This window comes from Methanobrevibacter sp. (assembly GCF_030539875.1).
Taxonomy (GTDB): domain Archaea; phylum Methanobacteriota; class Methanobacteria; order Methanobacteriales; family Methanobacteriaceae; genus Methanocatella.
Genome location: NZ_JAUNXI010000017.1, coordinates 1 through 12,845, shown reverse-complemented (window position 1 = coordinate 12,845; position 12,845 = coordinate 1). Strand labels below are relative to the sequence as shown.

General features: G+C 31.3%; 17 protein-coding genes. 10 read left to right on the top strand and 7 right to left on the bottom strand.

The genetic code is table 11. From position 1 onward, the window contains the following. The first annotated feature begins 94 nt into the window (after positions 1–94). Both Q4Q16_RS07265 and ade read left to right on the top strand, forming a co-directional pair. A complete protein-coding gene (locus tag Q4Q16_RS07265; protein WP_303347060.1) occupies positions 95–1,315 on the top strand; it encodes a TIGR00300 family protein in 1,221 nt (406 codons plus the stop codon). Positions 1,316–1,317: 2 nt separating this feature from the next. Then, complete coding sequence (gene ade, locus Q4Q16_RS07260) at positions 1,318–3,033, top strand: adenine deaminase (RefSeq protein WP_303347059.1); 1,716 nt, start codon at positions 1,318–1,320, stop codon at positions 3,031–3,033. On the opposite strand, the gene Q4Q16_RS07255 is transcribed toward ade, so the two are convergent. Next, positions 3,030–3,656 carry a DUF447 domain-containing protein gene (locus tag Q4Q16_RS07255; RefSeq protein WP_303347058.1) on the bottom strand — a complete coding sequence of 209 codons (627 nt, stop codon included), beginning with the start codon at positions 3,654–3,656 and terminating at the stop codon, positions 3,030–3,032. The two genes, ade and Q4Q16_RS07255, sit on opposite strands and share 4 nt — an antisense overlap. A gap of 98 nt (positions 3,657–3,754) precedes the next feature. Here Q4Q16_RS07255 and Q4Q16_RS07250 point away from each other — a divergent pair, with 98 nt between their 5' ends. Beyond that, complete coding sequence (locus Q4Q16_RS07250; RefSeq protein ID WP_303347057.1) at positions 3,755–4,765, top strand: SIS domain-containing protein; 1,011 nt, start codon at positions 3,755–3,757, stop codon at positions 4,763–4,765. A gap of 176 nt (positions 4,766–4,941) precedes the next feature. Here the strand turns inward: Q4Q16_RS07250 and Q4Q16_RS07245 are convergent, their stop codons facing one another. Continuing rightward, positions 4,942–5,166: a hypothetical protein gene (locus Q4Q16_RS07245; RefSeq protein ID WP_303347056.1), complete on the bottom strand. Its 225-nt coding sequence runs from the start codon at positions 5,164–5,166 to the stop codon at positions 4,942–4,944. 335 nt (positions 5,167–5,501) lie between these two features. Next, positions 5,502–5,675 carry a hypothetical protein gene (locus Q4Q16_RS07240; protein ID WP_303347055.1) on the bottom strand — a complete coding sequence of 58 codons (174 nt, stop codon included), beginning with the start codon at positions 5,673–5,675 and terminating at the stop codon, positions 5,502–5,504. A gap of 834 nt (positions 5,676–6,509) precedes the next feature. Between Q4Q16_RS07240 and Q4Q16_RS07235 the strand changes: the two genes are divergently transcribed. The 6 genes from Q4Q16_RS07235 (at position 6,510) to Q4Q16_RS07210 (ending at position 9,299) form a co-directional block, all read left to right on the top strand. Beyond that, positions 6,510–6,641: a hypothetical protein gene (locus Q4Q16_RS07235; RefSeq protein WP_303347054.1), complete on the top strand. Its 132-nt coding sequence runs from the start codon at positions 6,510–6,512 to the stop codon at positions 6,639–6,641. An 85-nt stretch (positions 6,642–6,726) separates the two neighbouring features. Continuing rightward, the gene (locus tag Q4Q16_RS07230) at positions 6,727–6,915 is read left to right on the top strand and encodes a hypothetical protein (RefSeq protein ID WP_303347053.1); all 189 of its coding nucleotides are present in this window, start codon (positions 6,727–6,729) and stop codon (positions 6,913–6,915) included. A gap of 142 nt (positions 6,916–7,057) precedes the next feature. Then, positions 7,058–7,207, top strand: coding sequence for a hypothetical protein (locus tag Q4Q16_RS07225; RefSeq protein WP_303347052.1), 150 nt, complete (start codon positions 7,058–7,060; stop codon positions 7,205–7,207). Positions 7,208–7,464: 257 nt separating this feature from the next. Further along, on the top strand, positions 7,465–7,749 hold the full coding sequence (locus tag Q4Q16_RS07220; RefSeq protein WP_303347051.1) for a heat-shock protein: 285 nt from the start codon (positions 7,465–7,467) through the stop codon (positions 7,747–7,749). Positions 7,750–7,974: 225 nt separating this feature from the next. Further along, positions 7,975–8,319 carry a hypothetical protein gene (locus Q4Q16_RS07215; protein ID WP_303347050.1) on the top strand — a complete coding sequence of 115 codons (345 nt, stop codon included), beginning with the start codon at positions 7,975–7,977 and terminating at the stop codon, positions 8,317–8,319. A gap of 131 nt (positions 8,320–8,450) precedes the next feature. Next, positions 8,451–9,299, top strand: coding sequence for a hypothetical protein (locus Q4Q16_RS07210; protein ID WP_303347049.1), 849 nt, complete (start codon positions 8,451–8,453; stop codon positions 9,297–9,299). 649 nt (positions 9,300–9,948) lie between these two features. Here Q4Q16_RS07210 and Q4Q16_RS07205 read toward each other — a convergent pair. Both Q4Q16_RS07205 and Q4Q16_RS07200 read right to left on the bottom strand, forming a co-directional pair. Then, a complete protein-coding gene (locus tag Q4Q16_RS07205; RefSeq protein WP_303347048.1) occupies positions 9,949–10,458 on the bottom strand; it encodes a zeta toxin family protein in 510 nt (169 codons plus the stop codon). Positions 10,459–10,512: 54 nt separating this feature from the next. Next, complete coding sequence (locus tag Q4Q16_RS07200; RefSeq protein ID WP_303347047.1) at positions 10,513–10,707, bottom strand: hypothetical protein; 195 nt, start codon at positions 10,705–10,707, stop codon at positions 10,513–10,515. A gap of 700 nt (positions 10,708–11,407) precedes the next feature. Between Q4Q16_RS07200 and Q4Q16_RS07195 the strand changes: the two genes are divergently transcribed. Beyond that, positions 11,408–11,956 carry an Hsp20/alpha crystallin family protein gene (locus tag Q4Q16_RS07195; protein WP_303347046.1) on the top strand — a complete coding sequence of 183 codons (549 nt, stop codon included), beginning with the start codon at positions 11,408–11,410 and terminating at the stop codon, positions 11,954–11,956. Between the two features lie 215 nt (positions 11,957–12,171). Here Q4Q16_RS07195 and Q4Q16_RS07190 read toward each other — a convergent pair whose 3' ends face one another. Next, a complete protein-coding gene (locus tag Q4Q16_RS07190; protein WP_303347045.1) occupies positions 12,172–12,318 on the bottom strand; it encodes a hypothetical protein in 147 nt (48 codons plus the stop codon). Between the two features lie 241 nt (positions 12,319–12,559). Then, complete coding sequence (locus Q4Q16_RS07185) at positions 12,560–12,691, bottom strand: hypothetical protein (RefSeq protein ID WP_303347044.1); 132 nt, start codon at positions 12,689–12,691, stop codon at positions 12,560–12,562. Positions 12,692–12,845 lie beyond the last annotated feature (154 nt).

Here is a 12,845-nt window from a genome sequence, read left to right as displayed (position 1 = left end):
TTTCATTTCTTTTATCTTTTTAAATCATAACCATACCATTAAATATTACCAAAACCAAATTTATATTATTAACTAAAAAATGGAGCATATTGTTATGAATAAAAGAACTATTGAGCTTTCAGGCCACATTATTGATTCATTGACTTTAACTAAGACAATGGGCATAATTATGGACAAAGGCGGGGAATTTGATATTTTGGAAATTGATGTTGGACGTAAAAAATCAGATGTAAGTCATGCAAAAATCGAAGTTTCAGCAGATTCTCCCGAACTGTTAGAGTCTATCTTAGATGAATTGTCTGTGCTCGGTGCATCAATTGATGAAATTAAGGAAGTTAATCTTGTTGCATCTGTTAAAGATAAAGTTGCTCCTGAAGGTTTTTATTCATCATCTAATCATACTACTCACATTTTCTATGATGGGGACTGGATTCCTGTTGAAGAAATCGAAATGGACTGTCTGGTAGTTGTTGATGAGGATGAAAAAAGGGCTTTTGTAAAACCGATAGCCAATGTTAAAGCCGGAGACAAAATTGTTGTCGGTCTTGATGGGGTTAAGGTAACACCTCCTCACAGATCAAGGGACGAACAGCAGGTATTTGAATTTATGAACAGTGAAGTGTCCTCTGAAAAACCTTTAATGAATCTGATTTATGGTATTGCCGGAGAAATGAAAGAAATCAAGGCAAACGGAGGTAAAATAGGTATTGTGGCAGGGCCGGCCATTGTGCATACCGGGTCAGGCAAATATCTGGCATCACTTATCAAGGAAGGATACATAGATGTTATCATGGCGGGAAATGCGCTTGCAACCCATGACATTGAATCAAATCTCTTCGGAACTTCTTTAGGTATTGAAGTGGAAACAGGTAAGATTGTAGCTCACGGCCACACACATCACATGAGGGCCATTAACCGGATTAATCATTCAGGCTCTATTAAAAATGCAGTTGAAGACGGAACTTTAACCGGCGGTATCATGTATGAATGTATTAAAAATGATGTTCCATATGTTCTTGCAGGTTCTATACGTGATGACGGACCGCTTCCTGATGTCATAACTGATACTGCAGAATCACAAAAGCTGATGAGACATTATGCTCAGGAAGTTGATATGGTGATAATGATTGCAACCATGCTTCATTCCATTGCAACAGGTAACCTTCTTCCTTCAAGAGTTAAAAGTATTTGCGTAGATATTAATCCGTCCACCGTTACCAAATTATCTGACAGGGGAAGTGCGCAGGTTGTTGGAATAGTTACTGATATTGGAACATTTTTACCACTTCTCTACAATGCGTTACATGAGGAATAGAAATGAAATTCACTAGCTATGTTCTGGATGTATTGACTGACTCTGTTTTTCCGGCCAGAATTGCAATTGCAGATGGTGTCTTTAAAGAAATCATGCCTATTCAAGTTAGCGGGGATGATGAACTTGATGTCGAAGGTTTGTTGCTTCCGGGGTTCATTGATTCACATATCCATATTGAAAGCACAATGCTTACTCCAGGCCAATTTGCAAAAATTGCTGTAAGGCACGGCACCACTTCGGTTGTATGCGATCCTCATGAAATAGCTAATGTCTGCGGGCTTGACGGTATCGAGTTCATGATTGAAAACGCAAGTCAGGTTCCATTTAATTTTTATTTTACTGCACCTTCCTGTGTTCCGGCAACTTCATTTGAAACATCAGGGGCTGTTTTGGATTCTGATGACATTGAGTATTTGCTTCAAAAGGATGAAATTGTGGCTTTGGGAGAAATGATGAATTTTCCTGGAGTTATTAACGGTGATGAGGAAGTCATTAAGAAATTGGAATTGGCCAGACAATACAAAAAACCTATTGACGGCCATGCTCCGCTGCTTTCCGGTAAAGAATTGGATAAATATCTTGAACAATATATAGTTACAGATCACGAATGCAGCAATTTCGATGAAGCTATTGAAAAGAAGCAGAAAGGCATGAAGATTATGGTTCGTGACGGTTCATCTGCTAAAAATATGGAAGGGCTTTTTGATTTTTCACAGCGCATCGAACACTTGAAAAATCAGGACAGCTTCGGCATAATGCCGAGGGAAGTGTTGGAACGAAGAATCCACTCTCCAATATTTGATTTTATTGTAAGTGATGATAAACACCCTAATGATTTAATTAAAGGGCACCTGAATAAATCAGTTAAAAAAGCTGCTGAATTGGGAGTGGATATCATTAAAGCTATTGAAATGGTAACCATCAATCCGGCAGCCCATTACGGTTTGGATGCCGGTTCAGTTACAACAGGTGCTAAAGCCGACTTCATCATTATTGACAATCTCGTCGATTTCAATGTTTTAAAAACATATGTTGGTGGCGAATGTGTATTTGACGGCGAAAATGTTTTATTCGATGTTCCTGAAATCGAAGCTGAAAACTCAATTGACGCAACAGAAAAAACAGCTCAGGACTTTGAAATTCGCTTTGACGGTGATGAATGTGAAGTTAACGTGATTGAGTGTTTTAATGGTGAATTATTGACTAATAAAGTTTCTGCAACTTTAGAAGTTAAGGAGGGTATAATTCAGCCGGATACTTCTGGAGACATTTTGAAAATAGCAGTTGTTGAGAGATATGGAAAAAATCATGTGGCTAATGCATTCATTAAAGGTTTTGGCCTTAAAAAAGGAGCAATCGCCTCATCTGTTGCACATGATTCCCATAATATTATCGTCGTTGGCTGCAGTGCAGATATGATGGCAAGAGCAGTTAATAAAATCATTGAAAATAAAGGGGGATTTTCGATTGTTGGCCCGGAGCTTGACGAATCGCTGCCTCTTCCGATTGCAGGACTGATGAGCAATGAGGATGCATTTGAAGTTGCCCGAAAGTTGGATGTTTTACATAACATGTCCGGGGAATTGGGCTGCATGCTTGACTCTCCATTTATGACAATGGCATTTATGGCATTGCTTGTAATCCCTTTTCTTAAATTGTCTGATTTGGGACTGTTTGATGGTGATGCTTTTGAATTTATTGATGTTGTCGGAAATTAGGGTTTCCAGCCTTTTTTCATCAACTCCTTTTTTATCTTCCTCATAGCTTCAATGTCTTCTTTATATCCAACTTTCACCACAATGCGATTTGCTTCTCTAAACCTTTTAATATATTCTTCCTTTTCATCGTCTCCAACCATGCCAAAACGTGTTAGGTTGGATAAAGACTCAATAACATAGCCAAAACCTCTGTTCATTGCAGATGTTGGTTTATTAATAACCAGTTCTGTCACTTTGGACTTAATAACTATTGCTTCCCCTTTCTTTTTAACCGGATCGCTTTGTTTTACAGCTTCAGTTAAAGTGATGACTTCACATTTAAAGTAGGCATCTGCACATATTAAAGCGCTGTCGCTGCTGAACTGGCTTTGAGGCAGATTTCCAAGAGTTGAGGCTGTAAATATCTCCGGACTGTGGGTGATGTTGACAATAAACTCTTTTTGTGAGATAATATTTTCAAGTGTTTTGCTTCCTTTAAAAATACGGTTTAAAATTTTATCCCTGCCTGCACAAATCACACCAATAGGTGCCGCATTTTTAATATTTTCACAATTTTTAGTTGTAATGACTGTTTCGTATTGTCTTCCTTTTTCCATTCCGATTGAAGATAAATCTATTTCCATATTATCATTTAAAGATTTTATTTTTTTTTAACAAAAGTTTTTATAGGTTTATTAACAATATATTATTAATATTATTTATTATTAAAGGTGCTTAAGCTATGAAATATAAAATGTATGATGAAATGATGGAACAACCGGTTTCTCTTAGGAGAACTTTTAAATCAGAGTTGCCTAAATTGAAAGAAATTTCCAAGCTGGTTTCTGATGTTAAAAAAGTTTATTTAATCGGTTGTGGCAGTTCAATTTCAACATGTTATAGTGTATGTGATGCAATTCGCATGTCTAGCACTAATATCGATATTGAAGTATTTACCGGTTATGAGTTTTATTACAATAAAAAACTGGTCAAAAATGAAAATTCTATTGCCATATTCACATCCCAGTCAGGTGAAACAGCCGACACTTTGGCATCCCTTAGAAGAGCCAACGAATTTGGAATCAGCACAGTATCAATTTCAAACGAACCTGAAAGTTCCATGACTCTGGAAGCCGGAATTTCAATTGTCACTCAAGGCGAAACCGAAACAGCAATTCTCGGTACTAAAACTTATATTACTCAGCTTGCCTGTCTTTATCAGATATTGTTTGCAGCCAGTGATTATGAAAACAAAAACAGGCTATTGGCGGATTTGCATGAACTTCCGAACATATTGGAACACCTGTTAAATTCTGCTGAAGAAGAAAATAAGGCATTGGCCGAGGAATTTAAAGATGAGGATATTTTCTATTGTCTTGGAAGCGGACCTAATTTCGGACTTTCATATAAATTAGCAATGACCATGCTTATGGAAGGGGCTATTAAACACGCTTGCCCTCTTTATTCAGCGGAATTCAGACATGGTCTTATTGAACGTGCCGAAAAGGATGTTCCGATTATATTTTTAAAGTCTGACTTTGAATCTGATGAAATCACAGATAAGGCTATTGAATTTTCTAAAAAGTTAGAGTTAAAGTCAATAGTCTATGATTTAAATGATTATGCTGATGTGGATAAATTGCTCTCTCCATTTGTACTGGTGATTCCACTTGAATGGTTCGTATATTATCTGGCCCACTTCAACGGCGAAGATCCCGGTGCAACAAGACACATCGGAAAAGTCAGATATTAATTTTTAAAAAAATACATAATCGCTTCATATAATGCCTAGTTGGAATGTCCTTTTGAGATGAACCGATTGGGAATGTGAGTTTTGCATATGTGAACTGTGGAACGCTATTTGATTAGGGGGAATGTTTGTAAATGTGAATTCTGCCATAACGGAAAAAATATCTCCAAAAAGAGCTATTATGGATGGTGGGAGAATATTTTCTGAATGTGGCGAAGTATTGGAAGATTCAGACTGTTGTCGGTCGGTGAAATAATCAGGATTGGATAGGATTGCTGATGGCAATATGTTCCTAAAACTGAAAATAAACTGATGAAAGTCATAATACATTCTTTATGAATAGTAAAACGTGGTGATTTTTTTGGAGCTATTTTTAAATCATTAGGATAAAAACATAACTTCATGCGATTGTGTTATGGGTTTTAATGGAATGTTATACAAAGTAAAAGATTCGGATTTTTAAACTCATATGCTTAGCAATACAAGAATTAAAAATGATAATGTATTTCTAACTTTCTGCAAATATGATCAAAAATTTATATACTTACAAAAATTGCATACATAAAATTTTATATGCTTACTACAATTCTCAGAGCTAATACAAATTAATATGTTGAATGCCATGAACTTAAATCTAAGAGTATATATTAACCATTTTAAGTGCTGGCTTACAACCCATTATTAATTACTGTATTCCGTAATTTCGGTGAGTTTTTCAATATCTGAATAACTCCAATATTTATTTTCCCGTTGGAAGTAAATATCTTTCCTTTTTTTTTAAAATTCTAAATGGCACATTGGTATTCTCATATATGTGGACAATATCGAAGAGCCCAACTAATTCTGGAATCAATTTAAGTGCTTTATTATATCCTGATTTAATCGCATCTTCCTGGACAGTATGCTCTCCCATTGATTCTCTAATCTCGATGCGAGTTTTGTTAATTTCAGGAGTTGATGTGAGAACATATATGCATCTTAAGAAGTATCCTTTTTCTTTAGCTTTTTTTTTAGTAATTTGAGATTTCTATCTGTGGAAAGCAGGGTTTCAAATGTGAAATCTTCAGGTTTTTCAGCCATGGCTTCTCTAAGTTCTTAGTTTTTATGGCTGCTTCCAAGTCACTGCAAGAATTTGATTTTTTGAGATCATCGGCGTTATTCTTAATCGTATTATAAATTATCCTCTTCGTTAATAATAAATATTTTCAAAGTGCGAGTTTGTGCAAAAAACATCCAAAAATAACATATTCAACAGGAAAATTAGTAAAAACATAGTTGCCCAAAGTAGATTATATAAAAAAACAAATAGTTACTCCTTTTCAGAATTTAAATCACAAAAATTTCACTTTCACATTTAATATGTTTTTAAAAATTTACTTACAAGCGGTGACTGGTCAAATTTTTGAATAGTTGACTGAATTCTCAAAGCAAATTAATATAAATTTTTTCATAAAATTGTAATCATCAACCTCAATCATCAACCAACATGCATTTTTTATTATTAATCAAAATTGTTTTAATCACAAAATAAGCAATTTAAAGAATTTTAAAAAATTAATCATCAACCAAAAACTATCTTAACCATCAAATAGCTAATATCTAATTTTGAATTATATATGCAAAACATTGTGAAAATCTACATGAACAGGAGTTTTAAATAGAAAAACATATTTGTTCATCATGCTTAAACTGAATCTTACCATATACAATATTCTAAATACGGTAAAAAGGATAAAAAGGGACTTGTATGAATGTTAAAGGCGTTAAAGGTGCGATTACAGAATATTCTGAAGAACATGAATATTTATTACCCCGAAATCAGATAGTTATATTAAAAGATGTTAAAAACAATATTGCAAAAATTTTATTAGTAGATTAAAAAGGAAGAGTATTATGAAAATTCGTGCTGATTTAATTTTTAACGGAGAGCCAGGAGTTGAATAGTATAAAGGGTATTTGCTAAATTGATAAGAACCGCACCGGTTTTCAGACACTCCACCTGGTTAGACAATATTAGGGAATTAGATTCTTTTCCTGAAATTTTACGTAAAACTTATGAAACTAAAAGTGAGGATATTGGTGATGAAAAAATTGTAATTGAACTTGAAGAGTGGCTTAAGGATAATCCAGAATATTCTTTTTTAGTTGAATAGTAAATTATCCTTTTTGTTTGAAACGAATGTTATTTTAAGTAATATTCAAAACACTGCCATTAGGTACTAGATATAAGACATTATATAAAAATTATAAAACAAAAGAAGCAGTAATTATATTATTAACTTAAGGAGGTTTTTGATGGGTAAAAGAGAATATGAAATCAATGTTGATAAACTAAAAGATTTTTATGAGGAGTTCAAAAGTTTAGAAGATTGGATTCCTCATATGATTCTAATGTATTTGCCATCAGAAGTTGCTCTTGCTATAGGTTCAGAAGTTAAAAAATAAAAGGTTGTGGCAAAATAGGATTGTGGAGCATCAAAGAGCTAATCATGGTGAGAATTATTATGATTATATTAATTGGGAGATTGAAACTTTCCTTAGAAAATACCCTTATTTCAAATCTATTTTCATCAAGAAATAATTACTCATCAAATGCGTTTGAAATGAATGTTATTCTAAGTAATATTCAAAACATAAAACATTGTATAAAAATTATAGAACTAAGGAAGCAGTCATAATATTATTAACTTGAGGTGATTTAAATGGGTGAACAAAAATATGAAATTGATTCTCAAAAATTAGAAGAATTTTATGATGATTTAATATCTTTAGAAGATTGGATTCCATTTGAAATTAAAAGTTCATTACCTATTGAAATCGCTATTAAAATAGGATCTAAAGTTAAAAATAAAGATTTATGGTGGGATAGACTCATGAAACATCAAAGAGCAAATTATGGTGAGGATTATTATGATTATATTAATTGGGAGATTGAAACTTTCCTTAGAAAATACCCTTATTTCAAACCTATTTTCATCAAAAAATAATTACTCATCAAATGCTGTTTGAAACGAATGTTATTCTAAGTAATATTCAAAACAAAAACGTGTGAGAAAATATCTAAAAAAATCAAGTTTCATTTAATAGTAAATGGATTGGAACAGGACATCTTGGAAACCATACATCTAATGACTGGGAAAAAGAACTATTGTTAATTTCTCGTGAAAGAAAACGATTAAAACTAAAAATATAATTGGGAAGGGGTAGATAATATGATTTTCGATAAATTTAAAAAAATAATTAAATTAAATAATAATCATTATTGGTATGATTTAAAGGGAAAATTTTTTTATATTCCTGAAACAAAGGATTATATTAATATCACTGCATTTCAAGCATTAATCATTTTAGGAGATTTTCTAGTTTTAAAATGGGATGCTGAAGATATTTTTAACACTTGTGATTGGAGTAATGATGTTGATTTAGATAATGTTAAATTATTTATTTCTAAATATTCTGAGGGGTTATTAGATGAAGTCCTAGAATGGATTTGTGATAATAACATAGAATGCAATGATGAAAATAAATTAGATTACTTATCTAAATATAATTTATAATTTTTTTTCGTTTGAAACGAATGTTATTCTAAGTAATATTCAAAACCATACAATTATTAAAGAATTTGATGAACGCAATCATCATGCAGTGGTGCAAGTTGTCAAAAAATGTCCAAAACGGAGATGAACAAATGAACTATGAATTTGATGAACAATTTATAAAAAAACATTCAAAAGATATAATTGCTATTTCTGACGTATTAGTGTTGCCCATCATTGGAAGCATCCTTAATCAGGGAGTTCATAGTACATTATGGAATAACCAATGTGAAAAATGGGCATTGTGGGGTAGGCATAGTGCTTATGAAATTCCTGGTGAATCCGATTATGATTATGTTTTAAGATTGGTGGGGGAGTTAATTGATGTTCATCCTGAATTAGTGGGTTTACTCAAAATAACTGATAATTTAGGAAAACTTGTCAATTATGTTCCTGAAAATCTGTTTAAATTTGATGAAAATTTCATTAAAAATAATTTAGAAAATTGGATTTTGCTTGAAGATTATTTGCCTTTTGATATTAGTAACTATGAATCTTTAGATTTTCCTGAAGATGGATGGACTGCTCAAGATGACCGTGAATCATATCTTGGAGAGGAGTTCAAAATTTATAAAAAAATTGAAGATTTAATAAAAGAAAAATGCATCTACTATGAAGATAGGATTAAAGCATTTAATAGTGTGGTTATTGAATGGTTAGATTGTCATCCTGAATTTGAGGGGATTATAGCTAAAGAATCTTTTAATATGTATCAACAAATGAAAAACAATAATGATTATATTGAATTCATTGATTTATTGGATTTTGAAAAAGTACCTTCTGAAAAGGATAATGATTTTAAAACTAAGGAAGTTAACTCAGATAAATGGATTCATAAAAATGATTCTAGTATTAGATTACCTAATTTCAAAAAAATTGATGAAATTTATGATGAATATGGAGCAACGTTATTATCATGTTATTTAGCGTATCTTGTTTAATTTTCTCTTTGTTTTTGTGTTTGAAACGAATGTTATTCTAAGTAATATTCAAAACAAAAACATGACAAACATAATTCATTACACAACTTCAACCAACAAATTAAAATAAATATAATCCAAGTTTAACAATCAGGCCTCCACCATCTACAACAATGATAAAATAATTTTGGAATTCAAAAAAATAAAGTATCACAAATATGAAAAATCAAAGATTAAAAGTATTTTTAATAACCTTTAGTAAATTTAATCGAAAAATTTATATACTAACAAAAGGTAGGCCATATAAAAAACGCATAGTTACTCTCTTTTCAGGATTTAGACCGCAAAAATTTCACATTCCCATTTAATATATTTTTAAAATTTTATTTACAAATGCTAATCACAAGAATAATTCTATACTTACCAAATTCTCAAATCAAATCAAAATAAATTCTTTCATAAATTTGTAATCATCAACCTTAATCATCAACCATCATAAATTTTTTATTTTTAATTAAACTCATTTAAATCATAAAATAAGTAATTTAAAGAATTTTGAAAAATTAATCATCAACCAAAAAATATGTTAATCATCAACTAGTCAAATCTAATTTGGAATTATATTCAAAAAATCATGCACTTACCATAAGGTACTAACTTATTTCCCATATTAATTACTGTACTGCGTAATTCCAGTGAGTTTTTCAACATCAGAATAACTCCAATATTTATTTTCCCAATGAAAGCAAATATCTTTCCTTTTTTTGAAAATTCTAAATGGAACCATAGTATTATCATAAATATGGACAATGTCACAAATTTCAACTAATTCCGGAATAAGTTTAAGTGCCTTATAATATCGGGATTTGATTTTATCTTCAGGAACGGCATGCCCACCCATAGATTCTCTCATTCTTACTCTTGCCATATTTATTTTATAATCATATGTTAAAACATAAATGCATCTGATGAAAAAACCTTTTTCTTTGGCTTTTTTTAGTAATTTGAGATTCCTATCAGTAGAGAGTACTGTTTCAAATGTGAAATCTTCACCTTTTTCAAGCATGCTCTCCCTAAGCTCTTCGGCTTTTTGAGCAGCTTCCAAATCACTGCACAAACTTGATTTTTTAATGTCATCCGCATTAATATAAACACCAACAGTTTTTGCCATACGGGTCATGGTAGTTTTTCCACTGCCGTTTGGACTGCAAAAACAATGATTTCAGGAAGCCTTTCAGTCTTTGACATAAACTCTCATTCCATCAGGATACTCTAAATAAGCACATTTATTTTCATCATCATAACCAGCAATAGGAAGTCCTTTAATTTTACATATATCCTGATCTATTTTAATGGATGCTTTGAATCTTTCAGTAAGCTCTTCATCAGAAATACCGCAAGTTGAATCTAATTCATTTCCTTCAGTCAAAATAATTCCTCCCTATTAATTGTATTATAAATTATCATCTTCATTAATAATTAATATTTTCAAAGTGCGACTTTATGCAAAAATACTAATAAAAATTAGTATCAAATCTAATTTAAACCTATAGATATTTAGTAACTATAAATGAGAGTTTGAAAAAATTTAATGAAATTTACTTGCGGTGTGAGGAAACGTAAGGCATTTTTGGTTAAAAAGTTCATGTCCTCAAAATAGATGAAAATAACCATCAATACTACAGCCAAATTCAGAGATTTTGGTTTGAAGTTAATCTTTTCTTTTGAAATATTCAAAACAATGCAATTAGTAAACACCTAGTTGCCTAAAGTTTATACTCAAAGAATTAAGCACTTATCAAATATTAATATCCAGAAAATTTTATAATTGGCCTCTTTTAAAGCGATTTTAAGTTGAAAAAAACAAACAAACATAACTTATTATCAAACTTAAACCAACCAATTTAAATAAATATACATCACTTTTAAAGATTTAACATCCAGTATTTAGAATATTAATAAAATAATTTACGAATTCAAAAAAATAAAGCATCACCAATATGAAAAAACAAAGATTAAAAGTATTACTTTTTAATAACCTTTAGTAAATTTAATCGAAAAGTTTATATACTAACAAAAAGTAACTAATACACACTTAAAGAAAATTCATCAAAAGGAGCGTGAAAAGTATGGATAAATCTGAAACTATTGATGCGGAATTTACTGAAAAAGAAGAAAAAGCAAAATTTGACGAAGCGAAAGAAAGATTTGATGAAAAAAAAGAAAAAGGGAAAACCATTGCAGATAATGTAATTAATGACCTATACAGAAATATTGATGAATTCAGAGAAAGCCTTAAAAATATGCAAAAAACTGCAGATCAAAAATACGCAGATTACAAAAAATCCACCGTGCAAACTATTGACATTGATTTGGTAGAAACAGAAAACACCTACCACATCAAAGCGGCAGTGCCTGGGGTTAGTAAAGAAGATGTTTTAATTGAAGCAGGGGACAATGACCTTACTATTGAAACTACCTTCAAACCATTCATTGAGGATTTTGAAGAAGATGCGGAAATTATTGTTTCTGCTATCAAATCCGGAAAATGTGTTAAAACTGTAAGATTTGGAAATAGTATTGATATTGAAAATATTACAGCAAAATTCAGTAATGGAATTGTTGTTATAACTATTCCAAAATTAATTATACCAAAACATAAGGTAAATGTGGAATAGTGCATGGAACATCATGAACTTATGTCTGACGTTCCGTTATTTTTCATTACGGGAGTTGTTCAAGCAGATTTAGGTTTGGAAATATTTGCCATGCTAAAAACTAACAATATTAAAACAGGCCGGCGCAATATAATGCGCTGGTCTAAAATTTTACAAAGATGGAAAAATTCCCTAGTTTGGTATATGTTCCGAATATTACTTAAAATTACATTTGTTTAAAACTTAATAAAACTTAAAGTCCTTTTAATAATCTTGTAAGAATCAAAATCCCATTCAATTTCCAAAGACAAACACTCTGAAGGCAAATCTAACTTGAGATTAAATGAATCTAATAATTCCTGTACTGTTTGAGTTTCACTCATTTTTTAATCACTCCAGAGGAGTATAATCATACGGAATGTGCTCAGGATATTTTTTTCATACTATTTTGAGCTTCTTCAACAGTATAACCAGATTTCGGAACTAAACATTCTAATTCTGGGTGAACTTCAATAAATTCTCTTATAAAATGTTGATTCATTTCAAACTTAGTTTCACCTTTTTGCCAATATCCATCATGTTTATAATGCCATATATATTCCATTTGGTTTTGACAAATTTTGTCTACAACATTCTGTGGCACACCTGGTGCAGCAAACCCTCTAAGTTGGTGGGGAATGTATACACCATCAATTCAACAAGTTCATCGATATAATCTTTAAGTTTATCAAGAGCAAACGGCCTATGAGCTACCATAATCATCACATTAATATTTGTTTACAACTCTTAATTTAGCATGATGTTTTTTCTCATCAAATTCCATAATTTTAACATATGTGTCTTTTTTTGTTAAAAATTCAATTTCAGGTTTAGTTTTGAATATTACTTAGAATAACATTCGTTTCAAACA

What these genes read in the sequence shown, in the direction of transcription:
- Q4Q16_RS07190 (WP_303347045.1), bottom strand. Translation starts at nt 12,318, where the DNA reads ATGAGTGAAACTCAAACAGTACAGGAATTATTAGATTCATTTAATCTC.
- Q4Q16_RS07255 (WP_303347058.1), bottom strand. Translation starts at nt 3,656, where the DNA reads ATGGAAATAGATTTATCTTCAATCGGAATGGAAAAAGGAAGACAATAC.
- Q4Q16_RS07185 (WP_303347044.1), bottom strand. Translation starts at nt 12,691, where the DNA reads ATGGTAGCTCATAGGCCGTTTGCTCTTGATAAACTTAAAGATTATATC.
- Q4Q16_RS07250 (WP_303347057.1), top strand. Translation starts at nt 3,755, where the DNA reads ATGAAATATAAAATGTATGATGAAATGATGGAACAACCGGTTTCTCTT.
- ade (WP_303347059.1), top strand. Translation starts at nt 1,318, where the DNA reads ATGAAATTCACTAGCTATGTTCTGGATGTATTGACTGACTCTGTTTTT.
- Q4Q16_RS07205 (WP_303347048.1), bottom strand. Translation starts at nt 10,458, where the DNA reads ATGACCCGTATGGCAAAAACTGTTGGTGTTTATATTAATGCGGATGAC.
- Q4Q16_RS07240 (WP_303347055.1), bottom strand. Translation starts at nt 5,675, where the DNA reads ATGGGAGAGCATACTGTCCAGGAAGATGCGATTAAATCAGGATATAAT.
- Q4Q16_RS07215 (WP_303347050.1), top strand. Translation starts at nt 7,975, where the DNA reads ATGATTTTCGATAAATTTAAAAAAATAATTAAATTAAATAATAATCAT.
- Q4Q16_RS07265 (WP_303347060.1), top strand. Translation starts at nt 95, where the DNA reads ATGAATAAAAGAACTATTGAGCTTTCAGGCCACATTATTGATTCATTG.
- Q4Q16_RS07225 (WP_303347052.1), top strand. Translation starts at nt 7,058, where the DNA reads ATGGGTAAAAGAGAATATGAAATCAATGTTGATAAACTAAAAGATTTT.
- Q4Q16_RS07210 (WP_303347049.1), top strand. Translation starts at nt 8,451, where the DNA reads ATGAACTATGAATTTGATGAACAATTTATAAAAAAACATTCAAAAGAT.
- Q4Q16_RS07235 (WP_303347054.1), top strand. Translation starts at nt 6,510, where the DNA reads ATGAATGTTAAAGGCGTTAAAGGTGCGATTACAGAATATTCTGAAGAA.
- Q4Q16_RS07245 (WP_303347056.1), bottom strand. Translation starts at nt 5,166, where the DNA reads ATGAAGTTATGTTTTTATCCTAATGATTTAAAAATAGCTCCAAAAAAA.
- Q4Q16_RS07220 (WP_303347051.1), top strand. Translation starts at nt 7,465, where the DNA reads ATGGGTGAACAAAAATATGAAATTGATTCTCAAAAATTAGAAGAATTT.
- Q4Q16_RS07195 (WP_303347046.1), top strand. Translation starts at nt 11,408, where the DNA reads ATGGATAAATCTGAAACTATTGATGCGGAATTTACTGAAAAAGAAGAA.